The organism is Actinophytocola oryzae (assembly GCF_004364325.1).
Lineage (GTDB): Bacteria > Actinomycetota > Actinomycetes > Mycobacteriales > Pseudonocardiaceae > Actinophytocola > Actinophytocola oryzae.
Map to the genome: position 1 here is coordinate 160273 of NZ_SOCP01000006.1, position 20221 is coordinate 180493.

A 20221-nucleotide genomic window follows, 5' to 3' on the forward strand; every position below is an offset into this window, starting at 1 on the left:
CCGGCACCTACGATCGTGTTACAGGAATGCGCACTGGCGAGCGCTCTGCTTCGGAGGTCAGATGTCCGGGAACGTCAAGGACGTGATCATCGTCGGGTCCGGCCCGGCGGGTTACACAGCTGCCGTGTACGCGGCTCGTGCCCAGCTGGCACCGCTGGTGTTCGAAGGGACGCAGTTCGGTGGCGCGCTGATGACGACCACCGAGGTGGAGAACTACCCGGGCTTCCGCGACGGCATCATGGGGCCCGACCTCATGGAGCAGATGCGGGCGCAGGCCGAGCGGTTCGGCGCCGACCTCCGCGCGGAGGACGTCGAGTCGGTCGAGCTCGACGGCCCGGTCAAGTACGTCACCTCGAACGGCACGCGGTACGCGGCGAAGTCGGTCATCCTCGCGATGGGTGCCGCGGCCCGCTACCTGCACGTGCCGGGTGAGCAGGAGCTGCTCGGGCACGGCGTGTCCGCGTGTGCCACCTGTGACGGGTTCTTCTTCCGCGACCAGAACATCGCCGTGGTGGGTGGCGGCGACTCCGCGATGGAGGAGGCCACCTTCCTGACGAAGTTCGCCAGGTCGGTGACGATCGTCCACCGACGCCAGGAGTTCAGGGCGTCGCGGATCATGCTGGAGCGCGCGAAGGCGAACGAGAAGATCCGCTGGCAGCTCGACTCCGAGGTCCTGGAGGTCCTCGGGGAGGGCAACGTCTCCGGCATGCGGCTGCGGAGCACGGTGACCGGCGAGGAGTCCACGCTGGACGTGACCGGCGTGTTCATGGCCATCGGGCACGACCCGCGCAGTGAGCTCGTCAAGGGTCAGGTCGAGCTGGACGACGACGGGTACGTCCGGGTGAAGCCGCAGTCCACGTACACGAACCTCGACGGCGTGTTCGCCGCGGGGGACCTGGTCGACCGGACCTACCGGCAGGCCATCACGGCCGCCGGGTCGGGCTGTTCGGCCGCGATCGACGCCGAGCGCTGGCTCGCGGAGCACGGTGAGGCCAAGGCCCAGGTGGCACCGGAACTGGTCGGCGGCGGGTACGCCCCGACTGACAACTGAAGGAGAGAACATGGCCGGAAACACCGTGGAAGTGACGGACGCGTCGTTCAACGAGGCTGTCCTCAACAGCGACAAGCCGGTGCTGGTGGACTTCTGGGCGACCTGGTGCGGGCCGTGCCGGATGGTCGCGCCGGTGCTCGAGGAGCTGGCGGCAGAACACAAGGACAAGATCACGGTCGCGAAGCTGGACGTGGACGCGAACCCCACGACCGCGCGTGACTACCAGGTCCTGTCCATCCCCACGCTGATGGTCTTCAAGGGCGGCGAGAAGGTCAAGGAGATCGTCGGGGCACGCCCGAAGGCGGCGCTGGTCAACGACCTGGCCGACTTTCTGTCCTGACACGAAACCGTTATGCGGCGCACACCGTCTGGTGGGTGTGCGCCGCTTGGCGTATAGAGAGTTACTACACCGGCGCTGGCGTGACCCTGCGCGCCGACTGGAGGACGGCAGGGCACAATAGTGGACTAGCAGCCCTGCTGCGACAGGTATGGCAAATTTGCGCCGACTCGGGTCGGTGCCCGACCCGAGCGAGGGGTGCATGCGGGTACTCCGCCGCGGTGACACCGGACCGGCTGTAGCCGAGATCCGTGCGATACTCGCAGGGCTTGGCCTGCTTCAGGTTGACCCGTCCGCCCCAGCGGCGACGGCGGTGTACGACGCGATCGTCGAGCACGCCGTGAGCACCTTCCAGCAGCAGCGCGGGCTGATCACCGACGGTTTCGTCGGCCCCGCCACCTATCGCGCGTTGAAGGACGCCACCTACCAGCTGGGCGCCCGGCCGTTGGCGTACCTGGTGTCGTCGCCGATCAGCGGGGACGACGTGCTGACTCTGCAGGACCGCCTGCTGGAGCTCGGTTACGACGCGGGCCGCCCCAACGGCGTGTTCGGCGCGCAGACCGAGGCCGCACTGCGGACGTTCCAGCGGGACTACGGCATGACCGTGGACGGCATCTGCGGTGCCGAGACCGTGCGGGCACTGCGCCAGCTGTCGCCGAGGGCCCGAGGCGGCTCGCCCGTGCTGCTGCGTGAGCAGGAGCGGGTCCGCAAGGCCGGGCCCCGGTTGCGGGGCAAGCGGATCATCATCGACCCCGGCCACGGCGGCGAGGACACAGGTGTGTCGGTGGCCGGCGTCAACGAGGCCGACCTGGTGTGGGACCTGGCCCGCCGGCTGGAAGGCCGGATGGTCGCGACCGGCATGCAGGCGTTGCTGTCCCGCGGCCCGAACCAGTGCCCGTCCGAGGCCGACCGTGCCCACTTCGCCAACGACGTCGGCGGCGACCTGTTCCTGTCGCTGCACTCCGACGCGAACCGTTCGCAGCTGGCCCAGGGCGTGGCGAGCTTCCACTTCGGCACGATCACCGGCAACACGTCGACCATCGGGGAGACGCTGGCCGGGTTCATCCAGCGTGAGCTGGTGGTGCGGACCGGCATGCGGGACTGCCGCGCGCACCGCAAGACGTGGGACACCCTGCGCCTGACCAAGTGCCCGGCCGTCCGGGTGGAGATCGGGTACCTGACCAACCAGGACGACCGCCGTCGCCTGTCCGACCCGGCGTTCCGCGACGTGGTGGCCGAGGGCATCGTCGTGGCCGTCAAGCGGCTGTACCTGCTCGGCCAGAACGACCAGCCGACCGGCACCTTCACCTTCGAGGACGTGCTGCGCCACGAGCTGGCCAAGGCCGAGTAAAGATCAATGTTTCACATGAAACAGCCCCCGTGGACCAGGTCCTCGGGGGCTGTTTCGGTCTAGGTGTTCATCCGCTGGAGAGCGGGACTCGCCGTCGACACCGAAACGGTGCCCAGGAGCCTCTCCAGGGCGGCCTCGACGTCTTCCTTCCATCCCAGCGCCGAGCGGAGCTCCAGGCGCAGACGGGGCCAGCGAGGGTGCGGCCTGACGGTCTTGAAGCCGACGCTCAGCAGGAAGTCCGACGGGACGACGCAGGAGACCTCCTCGTCCGGCTTCGCGTCACCGAACGACTCGATGGCCTTCACGCCGCGTCGGGTGAGATCCTTGGCCACCGCCTGGACCAGCATCCGGCCCAGTCCGCCCTGACGGAACTCGGGCAGGACGTAGAAGCCGGTCAGTAGAACGGCGTCCGGGCTGGGGGGCGAAGTGGGGAACGCCGAGGCGCGGGGGACGGCCGTCGGTGGGGCGTACAGCACGAACCCGACCGGTAGCTTGTCGCTGTAGACGATGCGTCCGCAGGAGCCCCACTCGAGCATGACACTGGAGACCCAGGCCTCCTTCTCCAGCTCCGCGGTGCCGAACTCTTCCGCCTGCTCCTTCAGGTGCGGCGCGAGCTCCCAGTACACACACGACCGGCTGTGCTTGGGGAGATCCTCGAGGTTGTCCAGCGTGACGCCAACGACGCGTCGCGACACCTGACCTCCCACCCTGGGCTCCGCGTGAGCCCCTCCCACGTGTGCATCGCCAGGATAAGCCCGGTATCGCCAGGCCGGAACCAGCAAGGGTGAATATCGACCCGGTTACACTCATTCGACTGAGCCAACCGCCACGGAGCGCGCATGTCCCTCGAACCAGCAGGAAGCCGCAGCCTGGACCCCCACCTGCGCCGGTACGCAGCTCGAGCGGCCGGGATGACCGCCTCCGAGGTACGAGCTCTCTTCGCCGTCGCCAGCCGACCCGAGGTGGTCTCCCTGGCAGGCGGCATGCCGAACCTCACGGCGTTGCCGCTGGACACGCTGTCCGCGCAGGTCGCGGACCTGATCACCAAGGACGGACTGGTCGCACTGCAGTACGGCTCCGCCCACGGGCTGCCGGAGCTGCGGGACCAGATCTGCGAGGTGATGGCGCTGGAGCAGATTCGCGCCCACCCGGACGACGTGGTGGTCACCGTCGGCTCGCAGATGGGCCTCGACATGGTGACGCGGATCTTCTGTGATCCTGGTGACGTCGTCATCGCGGAGGGGCCGTCCTACGTCGGTGCGCTCGGCACGTTCGGCGCCTACCAGGCCGATGTCGTGCACGTCGCGATGGACGAGGACGGCCTGGTGCCCGAGGCGTTGCGCGAGGCGCTGGCCACGGCCGAGTCGGCGGGGCGGCGGGTCAAGTTCCTGTACACGATCCCGAACTTCCACAACCCGGCCGGTGTGACGCTGGCCGTGTCCAGGCGCGCGGAGATCCTGGAGATCTGCCGGTCGCACCAGGTGCTGGTGGTCGAGGACAACCCGTACGGCCTGCTCGGCTTCGACGGGCAGACCTATCCGGCGCTGCGGTCGATGGACCCGGACAACGTGGTGTACCTGGGCTCGTTCTCGAAGACGTTCGCCGCGGGCCTTCGGGTCGGCTGGGTGCTGGCACCGCACGCGGTGCGGGAGAAGCTGATGCTGGCCGCGGAGTCGGCCACGCTGTGCCCGCCGACGCTGAACCAGATGATCGTGTCGCGCTACCTCGCGACGCACGACTGGAAGGGCCAGATCAAGTCGTTCCAGTCGGCGTACCGCGACAGACGCGACGCGCTGGTGTCCGGGCTGGAGCAGCACATGCCGGCAGGCTGCTCGTGGACCGTGCCGAAGGGCGGGTTCTTCGTCTGGATGACCGTGCCGGAGGGCGTGGACACGAAGGCGATGCTGCCGAGGGCGGTCACCGCGCGAGTGGCGTACGTGTCCGGCACCGGCTTCTACGCCGACGGCTTCGGCAGCAGGCAGATGCGCCTGTCCTTCTGCTACCCGACGCCGGAGCGCATCTCGGAAGGCGTCCGTCGGCTTGCCGCGGTACTCGCCGCCGAGCTCGACCTCGCGAACACGTTCGGGCCCATCAGCGGGCGGCGTGCGGGTACGGGACCACAGGTTCCCGGCCCGGACATCGCCTAGCGCCAAGAGTCAGTCGTCTGTCCACTGTGCACGGTCGCGGTGGCTGCTGTCCTTCTGTCGAGGAGTGTCCGGTGTCCGATCTCTCCGTGGTGGTGCTCTCCGGTGGTCTCTCGCACGAGCGGGAGGTCTCGCTGCGGTCGGGTCGCAGGCTCTCCGCCGCGTTGCGCTCGGTGGGCCTGACGCTCGACGAGTGGGACGTCGACTCGGCGCTGCTCGACCGGCTGCGCACGCACCGGCCGGACGCGGTCGTGGTGGCACTGCACGGTGTCGAGGGTGAGGGCGGCTCGGTCCAGACGGTGCTGGAGATGTTGGACGTGCCGTACGTGGGCTCCGACTCCCACGCGTGCCGCCGGGCGTGGGACAAGCCGACCGCCAAGACGGAGCTGGCGCGTGCCGGGCTCGCGACGCCGGACTGGGTGGTGCTGCCGCACAGCACGTTCCGGGAGCTGGGTGCCAAGCTCGTGCTCGACGCGATGGTCGAGCGGCTCGGGCTGCCGATGATGCTGAAGCCGGACCAGGGTGGGTCGGCGCTGGGTGCTCAGGTCGTGTGGGACGCGGCGGACCTGCCCGCCGCGATGGTCGGCTGCCTGGCGTACGGGGAGACCGTCCTGGCCGAGCGATACGTCGCCGGGGTCGAGGTGGCGGTCGCGGTCGTCGAGGGCGCCGACGGTCCCGTCGCACTGCCCGCGGTGGAGATCTCCCCGGAGTCCGGGATCTACGACTACACCGCCCGCTACACCGCGGGGCTCACGAACTTCCACCGGCCGGCACGGCTCGACCCGGCCGCAGCGACCGCGGTGGCGGACCTGGCCGTCGAGGCGCATCGGTTGCTCGGGCTGCGGGACGTGTCCCGAACCGACGCGATCGTCGCGCCGGACGGGACCGTCTACTTCCTCGAGGTGAACTCGTCGCCGGGACTGACCGAGACCTCGCTCCTGCCGATGGCGGCAGAGGTCGCGGGGCGCTCTCTTGGCGACATTTACACCGGTCTGATCGAGCGAGCGGTCACTCGCTCTCGGTGATCAGATGCTCTACTCAGAGCCATCGTCACCGTGACATAAAGGGCTAGGGTGATCCCTCATCGGTCTCACGAGTCCGATTTGCCCCATTTTTACCCATCAATTCGACAATACGTTCGAGATCGTCCACTGAGCCGAACTCGACCACGATCTTGCCTTTTCGCTTGCCCAACTCGACCTTCACACGGGTGTCGAAGGCATGTGAGAGGCGGTCGGCGACGTCCTGGAGGCCCGGCGCCTGGATCGGCCTGCGCTGCGGAGCGGTCTTCTGCTTGGCAGGAGCCTGTCCCTTGAGGAGCACGACCGCCTCTTCGGTGGCTCGCACCGACAGTCCTTCGGCAACGATGCGGGCGGCCAGCTCCTCCTGCTGCCCGGCATCCTCGAGACTGAGCAACGCGCGAGCGTGCCCGGACGACAGGACGCCGGCCGCGACGCGACGCTGTACCGCGATGGGGAGCTTGAGCAGTCGGATCGTGTTCGTGATGACCGGCCGGCTGCGTCCGATGCGGGACGCGAGCTCGTCGTGGGTGACCGCGAACTCCTCGAGCAGCTGCTGGTAGGCCGCCGCCTCCTCCAACGGGTTCAGCTGCACGCGGTGGATGTTCTCCAGCAGTGCGTCCCGCAGCATGGCCTCGTCGGCCGTCTGCCGGACGATCGCGGGGATCCTGCCCAGCTCGGCGCGTTGGGCGGCGCGGAGCCGCCGTTCGCCCATGACAAGCTCGTAGGAGTTCGGCCCCATCTCGCGGACCACGATGGGCTGCATGAGCCCGAACTCGCGGATGGAGTGTTCCAGCTCGGCGAGCGCGTCCTCGTCGAAGACCTGACGGGGCTGCTTCGGGTTGGTCCTGATGTCGTCGATCGGGATTTCTTTGTAGACGGCCCCGTCGACCGTGCCACTGGGTTCGGCCGGTGCGGCCGGACCCGCGGGCCTGGGCCGAGAGGCGGCAGTCGGCAGTTTCAACGGGCCACTGCCGACCCCCTCCGCCGGCCCCTGCGGGATCAGTGCCGCGAGCCCTCGCCCGAGACCACCCTTGCGCTCACTCATGTTGTTGCTCTACTCCCCGCTGAACCCGCGCTCAGCCATTTCCCGTGCCGCGTCCAGGTAACTCATCGACCCCCGGGAACCCGGGTCGTACGCGAGCACCGTCTGCCCGTAACCGGGCGCCTCGGACACCTTCACACTCCTGGGGATCACAGTACGCAGGACCGTGTCACCGAAGTGCTTGCGGACCTCCGCTGTAACCTGATCGGCGAGCTTGGTACGCCCGTCGTACATCGTCAGGAGGATCGTCGACACGAGCAGGTTCGGGTTGAGGTGGTTCTGCACCAGTTCGATGTTCCTGAGCAACTGGGAGAGACCTTCCAGTGCGTAGTACTCGCACTGGATCGGGATCAGTACCTCCTCCGCGGCGACCATCGCGTTGACGGTCAGCAGGCCGAGTGAGGGCGGGCAGTCGATGAAGACGTAGTCCGGGTTCAGCTCGTCCAGCGCACCCGTGGGCAGCGCCTCCTTGAGCCGGGACTCGCGACCCTGCATCGACACCAGCTCGATCTCCGCACCGGCGAGGTCGATCGTCGCAGGCACGCAGTAGAGATTGGGGGACTGGTCGCTGACCGCCGCCGCATCGCTCAGCGACACCTCACCGATCAACACCTCGTAGATGGACGGCACGCCCACGCGGTGGTCGACGCCGAGCGCGGTGCTGGCGTTGCCCTGGGGGTCCAGGTCGACGACGAGCACCTTCAACCCGTGCATGGCGAGTGCCGCGGCGAGGTTCACCGCGCTGGTCGTCTTGCCGACGCCGCCCTTCTGGTTCGCGACCGTCATCACCCGACGCTTGGGCGGCCTGGGCAGACTGTCCTTGGGATGCAGCATGCGCGTCGCACGCTCGGCCTCCTCCGCGATCGGCGTCCAGCCGGACACCGCCACGGCGGCTTCCACGTTGTCGTGCATGGCGTCGCTCGGGGACTCAACGTCATGGCGTCCGGTCATCGGTGGCTGCACCTCGCCTCAGAATCGTGCTGTTTCACGTGAAACAATCCTCGCTCCATCATGACGCGCAGAGCTTACGGTCGCTGCGCATGCTTACCCGCGCGTCGCGGATTTCGTCCTCGGTCATGCCGCTCCGGCCTCTTCGGCTCGAGACGTGTCACCACGACGATGGTCGTCGGAACCGCGAGCAGGTCGGCACCGCGCTGTTCGACCACCGGTTGCGAACCACCCGCACGGGCAACCGCTGAGCCGTCGCGCTCGACTTCCTCGTCGGCGCTCTCACCCTTGAGCGCGACCAACCGGCCACCCTCCCGGAGCAGAGGAGCACTCCACGCCCAGAGCCGAGCAAGCGGGGCGACCGCCCGTGCGATGACTACATCGGCGCCCGCGAGCTGTCGCTTGATGGCCGGCTCTTCCGCGCGGCCCCGAACCACACTTGCGGACAGCGAGAGAGTATCGACGACTTCGGTCAGCCACGCCACCCGGCGAGCCATTGGCTCCAGAAGTGTGACCTCCAGATCAGGTCGGGCGATGATGAGAGGTACTCCGGGTAACCCCGCACCCGATCCGAGGTCCACCACTCGGGCGCCCTCGGGTAGGGCCGACGCGATCACGGCCGAGTTGAGGATGTGCCGATCCCAGAGGCGATCGACCTCGCGCGGTCCGATCAAACCCCGTTCAACGCCGACGGCGGCGAGCAGTTCAGTGAACCGCACCGCCGCCGTCAGGTTGTCACCAAAAACAGTTGTCGCGATCTGTGGGGGATGTTTCACGTGAAACGTGGACCCCTCACGACTTGGGGAAGACCACGACACGACGCCGCGGGTCCTCGCCCTCGCTCTCGCTGTGGACGCCCTCGACAGCGGCCACCGCGTCGTGGACGACCTTGCGCTCGAACGGGGTCATCGGCTGGAGGCGGATCTTCTCGCCGTCCGCCAGCACCCGCTCCGCGGTCGCACGACCGAGGTCGGCCAGCTCCTCGCGACGGTCCGCACGCCACCCGGCGATGTCGAGCATGAGCCGGCTACGCGTGCCGGTCTCCTGCTGTACCGCGAGCCGGGTCAGCTCCTGCAGCGCCTCGAGCACGTTGCCGCGAGGACCGACGAGCTTCTCCAGGTCCTCACCGCCGTCGATGCTCACCACGGCACGACCCGCCTCGACGTCGAGGTCGATGTCCCCGTCGTAGTCCACGAGGTCGAGGAGCCGCTCCAGGTAGTCCCCAGCGACATCCCCCTCACGGACGAGGAGGTCCTCGCCCGACGAGGCGTGCTCCGCCTCGCCGTTCTGACTGCCCCCATCAGTGAGCTGTTCCTCGGCGTCGGTCCCGACTCCGTCGGGACCCGACTCCTGCACCGTCTCCGGCACGACTTCTCCTCTCCAGGTCCGGATCAGCCGCGTCAGCGATTCTTCCGGCCTGAGTTCTTCTTGCGGGAACGGTCTGAGCTCAGACCGGAAACAGTGGAGTCGCCCGTGGCACCGTTGTCGGTGCCCGACGACTTCGCCGCGCCGTTCGCCTTCGGACGAGCGGTGCCCGCGGCCTTCGCGTTGGGTGCGGGCTTCGCACCGGGCTGCGTCTTCCTGGCGGTGCCGGCGGCCTTGGCGTTCGGAGCGGGCTTCACGCCCGGCTGCGGCTTGGTGCCCGGGGCGGGAGCGACCGGCTTCTTGCGGGCCTGCTCCGGCTTGGCACCCGGCTTCGGCGCGAGGTTGCTGCGCTTCTCGAGCGCCTCGTTCTTCTTGGCCTCTTCCTCGCTGTCGATCCGCTTGTAGACCAGACGCTGCTGCATCAGGGTCCAGAAGTTGTTCGCCAGCCAGTAGAAGAGGAGGCCGATCGGGAAGAAGAAGCCGAACAGCAGCACACCCAGCGGGAAGATGTACATCGTCAGCTTGTTCATGATCGCGGTCTGCCCGGTCGCCGACTCGGGGTTCTGCCGCGTGACCGAGTGACGCGCGGTCAGGTGGGTCAGGATGCTGGCGAGGATCATCAGCGGGATCGACACGAGGATGACCGAGGTGCGGTCGGCGTGGAGCTGGTCGAGTGCCGCCTGCGGCTGGGTGATGAAGTTCGACAGCCGAGCACCGAAGAGGTTCGCGTCGACGTAGGACTGCACGCCCTGCGCGTCGAAGCCGTAGTTCTCGGTGTGGCCCGGCACGAACGAGCGCAGCACGTGGAACAGACCGATGAAGACCGGGATCTGCAGCAGCATCGGCAGGCAGCCGCCCACCGGGTTGAACCCGTGCTCCTTCTGGAGCTTCTGCATCTCCTGCGCCTGGCGCTGCCGGTCGTTCGCGTACTTCTTCTGGATCTTCTTCATCTCCGGCGCGAACTGCTGCATCTTGCGCATAGACCGGACCTGGTTCACGAACGGCTTGAACAGAATCGCCCGCAGCGACCAGACGAGGAAGATGATGCCGAGCACCCAGGAGATGCCTGCGGACTCGCCGAACACGAACCCGAACACCTTGTGCCAGAACCAGAGGATCCAGGACACCGGAAAATAGATGAAATCGAGCACGAGCCGCTACTCCTTGGCGTCTGTGTATTCGGGGCCGGCCTCGGCCGGCTCATCGCGGTCTTGGTGGCGGGGAGGCACCGGGTCGTAACCACCGGGGTGCCAGGGGCCGCAGCGCAGCAGCCTGCGCACGGTGAGCCAGGAGCCGCGCAGTGCGCCGTGGGTCGTCAGCGCCTCGACGGCATACGCGCTGCAGCTCGGCTCGAACCGGCAACTGGGGGGAAGAACCGGGGAGATCCACGCCCGGTAGAAGTTGACGGGCACGAGTAGGACCCGCGCCACCGGACCGGCGCGACGCGTTGGCGCGTCCTGGTCCTCGGTGTCGGGCAGGGTCACTTGGCACCGCCGGTATCGCTGTCGTCGCGGCTCAGCCGCAACCGCCGCAGGGCGGCGTCGATGTCGCTCCCGAGGTCGGCACTCGCCGCGGAAGCGGCGGGCGGCAGCGCTCGCACGACCAACGTGCAGCCGGGCCGCACGGTTCCCAACCGGTCCCGAAGCACGTGGCGAAGACGGCGGGCGACCCGGTGGCGGACCACCGAGTTACCGACCGCCTTGCTGACCACGAAACCTATTCGGGGGACCGCGTCGGACTCGGCGAGTGCCGGATCGACACGGTCGGCCCCTGCCGCGCCCGCGCGGAACCGAGCAACCTCCTCGGCCGTGATGGCGTGCACGACGAGCCTGGGGCGCCCAGCGCGGCGACCCTTTCTGGTCACGAGCCGAAAGTTGTCGCTGCCGGTCAGTCGACTGGGCGCGGGGAGCAAGCCGGCTCAGGCAGAGAGGGCCTTGCGACCCTTGCGGCGGCGGGCACCGAGGATCGCCCGGCCGGCACGGGTACGCATGCGCAGGCGGAACCCGTGGGTCTTCGCCCGGCGGCGGTTGTTCGGCTGGAAAGTACGCTTGCTCACGGCTGGATCTCCCGTTACTGGCTCGCCAAAAGTATCTGTCCCCGTCGCGGCCTGACGGCGCGCAGGACTCACCCACAACTGACGGGAGACCTTCATAGGGTACGGCACCCCTCGGACGCCCCGGATCCGGGTTGTCCCAAGTCAACCGCCGGGGACCTTTGGGCGACACGCCAGGCACGTTGGGTGCTTGCCCTCGGACATGTCTTGTGGCATGCGCCGGGGCTTGTTAGCGTGCGTGCTCTTGGTTGGCCAGAGGGAGTGGGAGCCCACTGCGCCGCAGAAGTTACGGCAGGGTCATTGGCGGCTTCCGCTGCGCTCCGTCGTACCTTCGTGCACAGTTGTGGACAACTCTGTGGATGCAGCCCACGCCTGGGCCGCTTCTGCCACGCCCGCCTTCCGGCGGGTCGCACCAGGGTGCCGACAGCGAGGGGCCGCAGTGATGGTGCAATGCCAACGAGGGGAGGGGAGCTCGTAGGTGTCTGAGCAGCAGATGAACCTGAGTGTGGTGTGGGAGCAGGTCGTGCGGGAGTTGTCCGCGGGCACGCTCTCCCCGCAGCAGCGTGCCTGGATGCGGGTGACCCGACCCATCGGGCTGCTCGACGGCACCGCCCTGCTCGCCGCACCGAGCGACTTCGCCAAGGACGCCATCGAGCGCGCGCTGCGGGAGCCGATCACCGACGCGCTGTCCCGCAGGCTCGGCCGGGTGGTCTCGCTCGCGGTCAAGGTCGACCCCGTCAGCACGCAGGCCCCGTCGCCGCCGGTCGTCGTGACGCCCGGCCCGAGCGCGCCGCCTCCGCCACGCAACGTGCCCCCGCCGCCGCCCCAGCCGAGGCCGGGAACACCGCGGCCCGGCGTCGGCTCGTTCGTCGAACAGACGATCATCATGGCGCCGATCTCCGCAGCGGACCTTAATAACACTGAGAAGCCCGACCCCTCCCGTGACGACGAGGAGGTGGACGAGGAGCGCGACGCCCTCGCCACCGTCCACGAGATCTGGCCGGGTCCGCAGGCGCGCCAGCCGCACTACCCGCCCATGCCGCCGCCGGTCGCCGGGCAGCCGTTCACCGCGCCGGCCCAGCCGCAGACGTCGAAGACCCGCCTCAACGAGAAGTACACGTTCGACACGTTCGTGATCGGCGCGTCCAACCGGTTCGCACACGCGGCCGCCGTCGCCGTCGCGGAGGCGCCGGCCCGTGCGTACAACCCGTTGTTCATCTGGGGCGAGTCCGGGCTCGGCAAGACCCACCTCCTCCACGCGGTCGGCCACTACGCGCAGCGCCTGTTCCCCGGCATGCGCGTGCGGTACGTGTCGACCGAGGAGTTCACGAACGACTTCATCAACTCGTTGCGCGACGACCGCAAGGTCGCGTTCCAGCGCCGCTACCGCGACATCGACATCCTGCTCGTGGACGACATCCAGTTCCTGGAGGGCAAGGAAGGCACCCAGGAGGAGTTCTTCCACACCTTCAACACGCTCCACAACGCGAACAAGCAGATCGTCGTGTCCTCCGACCGGCCGCCGAAGCGCCTGGAGACCCTGGAGGACCGGCTCCGCACGCGGTTCGAGTGGGGACTGATCACCGACATCCAGCCGCCGGAGCTGGAGACCCGCATCGCCATCCTGCGCAAGAAGGCCGCGCAGGACCGCCTGGCGGCGCCTGCCGAGGTGCTCGAGTTCATCGCGGCCCGCATAGAGCACAACATCCGCGAGCTGGAGGGCGCGCTCATCCGCGTCACCGCGTTCGCGTCGCTGAACCAGCAGCCGGTCGACATCGGCCTCGCCGAGATCGTGCTGCGCGACCTGATCCCGGACTCGCAGATCCCGGAGATCAGTATCGCCACGATCATGGCCGTCACGGCCGAGTTCTTCAGTGTCTCCCTCGACGACCTGTGCGGCCCTGGTAAGACCAAGGCGCTCGCACAGGCGCGGCAGATCTCCATGTACCTCTGCCGCGAGCTGACCGACATGTCGCTGCCCCGCATCGGACAGACCTTCGGCGGCCGCGACCACACCACCGTCATGCACGCGGAGAAGAAGATCCGCAAGGAGATGGCGGAGCGGCGCCGGGTCTACGACCAGGTCCAGGAACTCACCTCGCGGATCAAGCAACGCGCCCGCGGCTAGCCCCTCCTGTAGGACGTCTCATGACCAGCTCGCTTCGCTGTGCGGCTGGGCTGGAGGCGTGCCCGGACGACCCGAGGCGGCCCGCCGCCGCGGCGCAGAGCCCGACACGCAAACGTCCGAAATCCCTTGTGCGGCAAGAAATTTCCGGATGTTGTCGGCTCCGTCGATGTGTCCTGCGTCGCAGTTCCGCTTGTCCCCACCCCTCCGACCCTGTGCATGACTTGGGGGCGAACGCCTCACTTCTGGGGAGCGGCCTGTGGACAACTGGGGGCAACCTGTGGATCAACCTTGCACAGGCTCGAGTTGTCCACGGCGGCCCCGAGTTGTCCCAAGGTTGCCCCCACCCTCCATCCCCAGGCCTCGATACGTCGCGACGTGGAGGAACGAGGGTTATCCACACAATCCACAGGACCTATTACTACGACTGTTTTATCTTCAAGGGTTATCAACAAAGAAAAAGCAGGGGGTGCGTGTGCGCGAACGCGTGCGTCGCGAAGTGGAAGCCAGGACGGCAGGGGCCGATTGGAGCCGGGTTCGCCCACGCTCTACGGTGGCGAACAACGTCTGGTCTTCCTTCGAGCGGCGCAACGTCGCCATCGCGACATCGTTGCCCCTCGTGCCTGGAAAGGGACTCTCATGAAGATCCGCGTCGAGCGCGATGGCCTCGCCGACGCCGTCGCCTGGGTCGCGCGCAGCCTGCCGTCCCGGCCGCCGGTTCCCGTTCTCGGCGGGATCCTCCTGGATGCGGGCGAGTCGTCCGACGGGTTGACGATCTCCGGTTTCGACTACGAGGTCTCGGCGACCGTCGGGGTCGCGGCGACGATCGCCGACCCCGGCCGCACGCTCGTGTCCGGCCGGCTCCTCGCCGACATCACGAAGTCCCTCCCGGCCCAACCGGTCGAGATCCTCGTTGACGGCGCCCGTGTCTCGATCACGTGTGGCAGCGCCAAGTTCTCCCTCCCGACGATGCCGGTCGAGGACTACCCGCAGCTCCCCGCGATGCCGCCGCACGCCGGCGAGCTCACCGGCGAGGTGTTCGGTCTCGCGGTCAGCCAGGTCGCCGTCGCGGCGGGCAAGGACGACACGCTCCCGATGCTGACGGGTGTCCGCGTGGAGATCGCGGGCGACAAGCTCACCCTCGTGGCGACCGACCGGTTCCGGCTCGCGATGCGGGAGTTCACCTGGCAGCCGGACGAGAGCCTGACGAGTCAGGGCGAGCTCGCGGTGCTCGTCCCGGCCCGCACTCTCGCCGAGGCCGCGAAGGCGCTCGGCACCTCCGGCAACAAGGTCGAGCTGGCGCTCGCCCCGGGCGACGGGCTGATCGGCCTGTCCGGTTCGGGTCGGCGCACCACGAGCCGCCTGCTGGACACCGAGTTCCCCCGCTACCGCCAGCTGCTGCCCTCCGAGCAGTCCGCGCGGGCGATCGTCGAGGTCTCCTCGCTCGTCGAGGCGATCAAGCGCGTGTCGCTGGTCGCCGAGCGCGGCACCCAGGTCCGGCTCGAGTTCTCCGACGGCGGGCTGCGCCTGGCCGCGGGCGGCGACGACGAGGGGTCCGCGGAGGAGGAGCTGTCCGTCGACTACGACGGCGAGCCCGTGACGATCGCGTTCAACCCGAGCTTCCTCCAGGAGGGGCTCGGCGCGTTGCACTCCGACCGCGCCGAGTTGTCCTTCACCACACCGAGCCGCCCGGCACTGATCAAGCCGGTGGGTGACGATGGGACCGTCACCCCGGGGTACCTGCACCTGTTGATGCCGGTGCGTCTCCCCGGCTGATCACTCCAGGAGGGACAGGACAGATGCAGCTTGGTCTCGTCGGCCTAGGCCGTATGGGTTTCAACATGCGCGAGCGGGTTCGCGCGGCCGGCCACGAGGTGGTGGGCTACGACCGCAACCCGGACCTGCGCGACGCGGACTCGCTCGCGGACCTCGTGTCGAAGTTGTCCGCGCCGCGGGCGGTGTGGGTGATGGTGCCGGCGGGCGAGCCGACGCGGCAGACGATCGCGGAGCTGGGTGACCTCCTCGACGAGGGCGACATCGTGATCGACGGTGGCAACTCGCGTTTCTCGGACGACACCCAGAACTCGGCGGCGCTCGCGGAGAAGAAGATCGCCTACCTCGACTGCGGTGTGTCCGGCGGTGTGTGGGGCAAGGACAACGGCTACGGCCTCATGGTCGGCGGCGACGCGAAGGACGTCGAGCGCGTGATGCCGGTGTTCGACGCGCTGCGGCCGGACGGACCGCGCGAGGAGGGCTTCGCGCACGCGGGTCCGGTGGGCGCGGGTCACTACGCGAAGATGATTCACAACGGCATCGAGTACGGCCTCATGCAGGCGTACGCCGAGGGCTTCGAGCTGCTCGAGGCCGCCAAGATCATCGAGAACGTGCCCGCGGTCGTGAAGGCGTGGCAGCGGGGCACCGTCGTCCGGTCCTGGCTTCTCGACCTGCTGGTCCGGGCGCTCGACTCCGACCCCGAGCTGGACGACCTGCGTGGGTACGTCGACGACTCCGGCGAGGGCAGGTGGACCGTCGAGGAGGCCATCAACCTCGCGGTGCCCGCGCCGGTGATCGCGGCCGCGCTGTTCGCGAGGTTCCGCTCGCGGCAGGACGACTCGCCCGCCATGCGCGCGGTCGCCTCGCTGCGCAACCAGTTCGGCGGGCACGCCGTGCACTCGGCAGGCCCGTCCTCCGGTGCGGGCAGCACGCAGGGCTGAGTTGTAGGAGCGGAGCTAGCGAACATCGTGTACGTCCGGCACTTGCAGGTCACCGACTTCCGTTCGTGGGAGCACGCCGACCTGGAGCTGGAACCGGGACCGGTGGTGCTGGTCGGCTCGAACGGACAGGGCAAGACCAACCTGGTCGAGGCCCTCGGCTACGCGGCGACGCTCGGCTCGCACCGGGTGGCGACCGACGCGCCGCTCATCCGGCACGGGGCGGACCGGGCGATCGTGCGGACCGCGATCGTCAACGACGGCCGCGAGCTGACGATCGAGCTGGAGATCACGGCGGGCAAGGCCAACCGCGCCCGGGTGAACCGGGCGCCGGTGCCGAGGACGAGGGATGTGCTCGGGATCCTGCGGACAGTGTTGTTCGCACCCGAGGACCTCGCGCTCGTGCGTGGCGACCCCGGCGAGCGGCGGCGGTTCCTCGACGACCTGCTGGTGCTGCGTGCACCCCGGTACGCAGGCGTGCGTGCCGACTACGACCGGGTGCTGAGGCAGCGGAACGCGTTGCTGAAGTCGTCCGGCCACGCCAGGCGCGCCGGTTCGAAGGGGGACATCGGCACGCTCGACGTGTGGGACGGCCACCTCGCCAGGCACGGCGCGGAGCTGCTGGCCGCCCGGCTCGACCTCGTCGCGGACATGGCCGCGCACGTCACGGCCGCGTACGCGGGAGTGGCGCCGGAGTCGCGGCCCGCGACCATCCGGTACCGGTCGGGTGTCGCGGACTCCTACCCGGCCGAGTACGGGACGACCGCACGCGCCGACATCGAGGTGCTGACCGACGCGTTGCTGGCGGCGATGACCGCGAACCGGGACCAGGAGCTGGACCGGGGCGTGAGCCTCGTCGGCCCGCACCGCGACGAGCTGGAGCTGACGCTCGACGAGTTCCCGGCGAAGGGCTACGCGTCGCACGGCGAGTCGTGGTCGTTCGCGCTCGCGTTGCGCCTAGGTTCCTATGAGCTGTTGCGGGCCGACGGCAACGAGCCCGTCCTCGTGCTCGACGACGTGTTCGCGGAGCTGGACCGCAGACGGCGCGAGCGGCTCGCCGAGGTGTCCGCGGCCGCGGAGCAGGTCCTCGTGACCGCCGCGGTGGCCGAGGACGTGCCACGGGAGCTGGTAGGGGCTCGCTACCTTGTCGCAGACGGGGAGGTCCGCCGTGAATGATCGACAGAGAGTGACCCGAAACGGTGTGACCGGTTCCACATCTGGGGACAAACCTGTGGATAGTGTGGATAAAGCTGTCACGTGGCGTCCCTCAGTGACCCCCAACGGGGGTGAAACGACCGAGCTGACCACCCAAAAGGGTGTTGATGTTGGGCCTGCTGGTCGATCCAACACGGAGGGTGACTATCCACAGCTCCGCGGCTCGGATCTGGCGCGGGCGGCACTGGCCGCGGCCAAGGCGGCCTCCGGCGGTCCGGACGCACCCGTCAACAAGAGGAAGAACGTCGCCCGAGGTGCGGGTGCGGTCAACCGCCGCAGGCGGCGCTGGTCCGGCTCCGGCGCCGACGAGCGGGACCCGCAGCCGTTGGGCAGGCTCGTCGGACGCATCGCCATGGAGCGGGGGTGGAGCGGCAGGCTCACCACGGGCAGGCTCTTCGACCGGTGGCACCTCATCGTCGGCGAGGACGTCGCCGAACACGCGCGGCCGGTCGAGCTGAAGGACGCGGAGCTGACCGTGCAGGCCGACTCGACCGCCTGGGCCACGCAGCTGCGCCTGCTGCAGAAGCAGCTGCTCGTCAAGATCGCCGCCGGCGTCGGAAAAGACGTGGTCAAGCGGCTGAAGGTGCTCGGTCCGACGGCGCCGAGCTGGCGCTACGGGCCACGGCACGTACGTGGTCGGGGACCCCGCGACACCTACGGGTGACCCCGGTTGGCCCTATCGGGCCGGAAGCTGTGAAATCCGCGAAGTAGTACCTGTGCACGCGTACGGGGTCGGAGGCGAGGCCGTACGCGCGTCTGTGACAGAGCTAGGGGTGTGTTCGCCCCCTTCTGCGGACGCGCACCAGTAGTATTGACGCAGGCACTCAGCTAGGCCCTTTCTGGACAGGAGTACCCCCGCCCGTGGCGAACAGCAACCATGAATACAACGCGTCCTCCATCAAGAAGCTGGAGGGCCTCGAAGCCGTTCGCAAGCGTCCCGGCATGTACATCGGGTCCACCGGTGAACGCGGTCTCCACCACCTGATCCAGGAGGTCGTGGACAACTCGGTCGACGAGGCGATGGCCGGCTACGCCACGAAGATCGTCGTCACGCTGCTGGCCGACGGCGGGGTCCGGGTCGTGGACGACGGGCGTGGCATCCCGGTCGAGATCCACCCCGAGTACAACCGGCCGACAGTCGAGATCGTCCTGACCGAGCTGCACGCGGGCGGCAAGTTCGACAGCGACTCCTACGCGGTGTCCGGCGGACTGCACGGTGTCGGCGTCTCGGTGGTCAACGCGCTGTCGACCAAGCTCGAGATCGAGGTGCACCGCAACAACACGATCTACCGGCAGCAGTACCTGCACTCCGAGCCGGGACCGCTCACCGAGCACGGCGAGACCGAGGGCACCGGCACCTCAGTCACGTTCTGGGCCGACGGGTCGATCTTCGAGACCACCGCCTACAACGCGGAGACCATCGCGCGCAGGCTGCAGGAGATGGCGTTCCTCAACAAGGGCCTCACGATCGTCCTGCGTGACGAGCGGGTGTCCGAGGAGGAGACGCACGAGGACGCCGACGGCAAGGCCGCGCGGGTCAAGGAGCGCACCTACCACTACCCGGGCGGGCTCGAGGACTTCGTCAAGCACATCAACCACACGCGCGAAGCGATCCACAACAGCGTCATCTCGTTCGACGCCAAGGGCGACGGGCTCGAGGTCGAGGTCGCCATGCAGTGGAACACCGGCTACAGCGAGTCGGTCTACACCTTCGCCAACACGATCAACACGGCGGAGGGCGGCACCCACGAGGAGGGCTTCCGCGCCGCGCTGACCCGCGTGGTCAACGTGTACGCGCGCGACAAGAAGCTCCTCAAGGAGAAGGACACCAACCTCACCGGCGACGACGTCCGCGAGGGTCTCGCGGCGATCATCTCCATCAAGCTGGCCGAGCCGCAGTTCGAGGGCCAGACCAAGCAGAAGCTCGGCAACACCGAGGCCAAGACGTTCGTGCAGACCACGGCGAACGAGATGCTGGCCGACTGGTTCGAGCGCAACCCCTCCGACGCCCGCACGATCGTGACGAAGGCGGTCGGCTCCGCGCAGGCCCGCATCGCGGCGCGCAAGGCGAAGGAGCTGGTCCGTCGCAAGGGCGCACTCGACATCGGCGGCCTGCCAGGCAAGCTGAAGGACTGCCGCTCGACCAACCCGGAGGAGTGCGAGCTCTACATCGTGGAGGGCGACTCCGCGGGCGGCTCGGCGAAGGAGGGTCGCGAGTCGCGGTTCCAGGCGATCCTCCCGATCCGCGGCAAGATCATCAACGTCGAGAAGGCACGCATCGACCGCGTGCTGAAGAACACCGAGGTCCAGAGCCTGATCACCGCGCTGGGCACCGGCATCCACGAGGACTTCGACGTCTCGAAGCTGCGCTACCACAAGATCGTGCTGATGGCGGACGCCGACGTCGACGGCCAGCACATCCGCACCCTGCTGCTGACCCTGCTGTTCCGCTTCATGCGGGGGCTGGTCGAGCACGGATACGTGTACCTGGCGCAGCCGCCGCTGTACAAGATCAAGTGGCAGCGTTCCGACCCGGAGTTCGCCTACTCCGACCGCGAGCGCGACGGCCTGATGGCGGCCGGCCTCGCGGCGGGTAAGAAGATCAACAGGGACGACGGCATTCAGCGGTACAAGGGTCTCGGCGAGATGAACGCCGACGAGCTGTGGGAGACCACGATGGACCCGGCCCACCGACTCCTGCTGCAGGTGACCCTGGATGACGCCGCCACAGCGGACGAGCTGTTCAGTGTGCTGATGGGTGAGGACGTCGAGGCCCGCCGCTCGTTCATCACCCGCAACGCCAAGGACGTCCGCTTCCTCGACGTGTAGTCCGAGGAACGCGTGTGAAAGGAAGACC

Annotated in this window: 20 protein-coding genes; 11 read left to right on the forward strand and 9 right to left on the reverse strand. The window is 68.5% G+C overall.

Annotation, left to right across the window (positions count from 1 at the left end):
* Positions 1-61: 61 nt before the first annotated feature.
* The 3 genes from trxB to CLV71_RS18530 all read left to right on the forward strand — a co-directional run bounded on the left by trxB (position 62) and on the right by CLV71_RS18530 (position 2739).
* The gene (gene trxB, locus CLV71_RS18520; RefSeq protein ID WP_133904048.1) at positions 62-1051 is read left to right on the forward strand and encodes a thioredoxin-disulfide reductase; all 990 of its coding nucleotides are present in this window, start codon (positions 62-64) and stop codon (positions 1049-1051) included.
* Between the two features lie 10 nt (positions 1052-1061).
* On the forward strand, positions 1062-1391 hold the full coding sequence (gene trxA / locus CLV71_RS18525) for a thioredoxin (protein ID WP_133904049.1): 330 nt from the start codon (positions 1062-1064) through the stop codon (positions 1389-1391).
* 199 nt (positions 1392-1590) lie between these two features.
* The gene (locus CLV71_RS18530; protein ID WP_133904050.1) at positions 1591-2739 is read left to right on the forward strand and encodes an N-acetylmuramoyl-L-alanine amidase; all 1149 of its coding nucleotides are present in this window, start codon (positions 1591-1593) and stop codon (positions 2737-2739) included.
* Positions 2740-2798: 59 nt separating this feature from the next.
* Here the strand turns inward: CLV71_RS18530 and CLV71_RS18535 are convergent, their stop codons facing one another.
* Complete coding sequence (locus CLV71_RS18535) at positions 2799-3434, reverse strand: GNAT family N-acetyltransferase (protein ID WP_133904051.1); 636 nt, start codon at positions 3432-3434, stop codon at positions 2799-2801.
* Between the two features lie 144 nt (positions 3435-3578).
* On the opposite strand from CLV71_RS18535, the gene CLV71_RS18540 reads away from it, so the two are divergent.
* Together CLV71_RS18540 and CLV71_RS18545 are read left to right on the forward strand one after the other, a co-directional pair.
* Entirely contained in the window at positions 3579-4886 is a 1308-nt protein-coding gene (locus tag CLV71_RS18540; RefSeq protein ID WP_133904052.1) for an aminotransferase-like domain-containing protein, read from the forward strand.
* 71 nt (positions 4887-4957) lie between these two features.
* Positions 4958-5908, forward strand: a complete 951-nt coding sequence (locus CLV71_RS18545; protein WP_133904053.1) for a D-alanine--D-alanine ligase family protein — start codon at positions 4958-4960, stop codon at positions 5906-5908.
* 43 nt (positions 5909-5951) lie between these two features.
* Here the strand turns inward: CLV71_RS18545 and CLV71_RS18550 are convergent, their stop codons facing one another.
* The 8 genes from CLV71_RS18550 to rpmH form a co-directional block, all read right to left on the reverse strand.
* Positions 5952-6950: a ParB/RepB/Spo0J family partition protein gene (locus CLV71_RS18550; RefSeq protein WP_133904054.1), complete on the reverse strand. Its 999-nt coding sequence runs from the start codon at positions 6948-6950 to the stop codon at positions 5952-5954.
* Positions 6951-6959: 9 nt separating this feature from the next.
* A complete protein-coding gene (locus CLV71_RS18555) occupies positions 6960-7859 on the reverse strand; it encodes a ParA family protein (protein ID WP_133904333.1) in 900 nt (299 codons plus the stop codon).
* A gap of 113 nt (positions 7860-7972) precedes the next feature.
* A complete protein-coding gene (gene rsmG, locus CLV71_RS18560) occupies positions 7973-8671 on the reverse strand; it encodes a 16S rRNA (guanine(527)-N(7))-methyltransferase RsmG (RefSeq protein WP_133904055.1) in 699 nt (232 codons plus the stop codon).
* A gap of 16 nt (positions 8672-8687) precedes the next feature.
* Positions 8688-9263 carry a Jag family protein gene (locus tag CLV71_RS18565; protein WP_243866556.1) on the reverse strand — a complete coding sequence of 192 codons (576 nt, stop codon included), beginning with the start codon at positions 9261-9263 and terminating at the stop codon, positions 8688-8690.
* Positions 9264-9295: 32 nt separating this feature from the next.
* Positions 9296-10411, reverse strand: a complete 1116-nt coding sequence (gene yidC / locus CLV71_RS18570; RefSeq protein WP_133904056.1) for a membrane protein insertase YidC — start codon at positions 10409-10411, stop codon at positions 9296-9298.
* 6 nt (positions 10412-10417) lie between these two features.
* Complete coding sequence (gene yidD, locus CLV71_RS18575; RefSeq protein ID WP_208297631.1) at positions 10418-10738, reverse strand: membrane protein insertion efficiency factor YidD; 321 nt, start codon at positions 10736-10738, stop codon at positions 10418-10420.
* A gap of 2 nt (positions 10739-10740) precedes the next feature.
* Positions 10741-11172 carry a ribonuclease P protein component gene (rnpA, locus tag CLV71_RS18580; protein WP_133904058.1) on the reverse strand — a complete coding sequence of 144 codons (432 nt, stop codon included), beginning with the start codon at positions 11170-11172 and terminating at the stop codon, positions 10741-10743.
* 6 nt (positions 11173-11178) lie between these two features.
* A complete protein-coding gene (rpmH, locus tag CLV71_RS18585; RefSeq protein ID WP_133904059.1) occupies positions 11179-11316 on the reverse strand; it encodes a 50S ribosomal protein L34 in 138 nt (45 codons plus the stop codon).
* Between the two features lie 475 nt (positions 11317-11791).
* Between rpmH and dnaA the strand changes: the two genes are divergently transcribed.
* The 6 genes from dnaA to gyrB all read left to right on the forward strand — a co-directional run bounded on the left by dnaA (position 11792) and on the right by gyrB (position 20193).
* Positions 11792-13441 carry a chromosomal replication initiator protein DnaA gene (dnaA, locus tag CLV71_RS18590; protein WP_133904060.1) on the forward strand — a complete coding sequence of 550 codons (1650 nt, stop codon included), beginning with the start codon at positions 11792-11794 and terminating at the stop codon, positions 13439-13441.
* Between the two features lie 636 nt (positions 13442-14077).
* Entirely contained in the window at positions 14078-15214 is a 1137-nt protein-coding gene (gene dnaN, locus CLV71_RS18595; protein ID WP_133904061.1) for a DNA polymerase III subunit beta, read from the forward strand.
* A 23-nt stretch (positions 15215-15237) separates the two neighbouring features.
* Positions 15238-16152, forward strand: coding sequence for a phosphogluconate dehydrogenase (NAD(+)-dependent, decarboxylating) (gene gnd, locus CLV71_RS18600; protein WP_133904062.1), 915 nt, complete (start codon positions 15238-15240; stop codon positions 16150-16152).
* Between the two features lie 27 nt (positions 16153-16179).
* Entirely contained in the window at positions 16180-17325 is a 1146-nt protein-coding gene (gene recF / locus CLV71_RS18605) for a DNA replication/repair protein RecF (RefSeq protein ID WP_133904063.1), read from the forward strand.
* 94 nt (positions 17326-17419) lie between these two features.
* Positions 17420-18028: a DciA family protein gene (locus CLV71_RS18610; protein ID WP_133904064.1), complete on the forward strand. Its 609-nt coding sequence runs from the start codon at positions 17420-17422 to the stop codon at positions 18026-18028.
* 197 nt (positions 18029-18225) lie between these two features.
* The gene (gyrB, locus tag CLV71_RS18615) at positions 18226-20193 is read left to right on the forward strand and encodes a DNA topoisomerase (ATP-hydrolyzing) subunit B (RefSeq protein WP_133904065.1); all 1968 of its coding nucleotides are present in this window, start codon (positions 18226-18228) and stop codon (positions 20191-20193) included.
* The last annotated feature ends 28 nt before the right edge of the window (positions 20194-20221 follow it).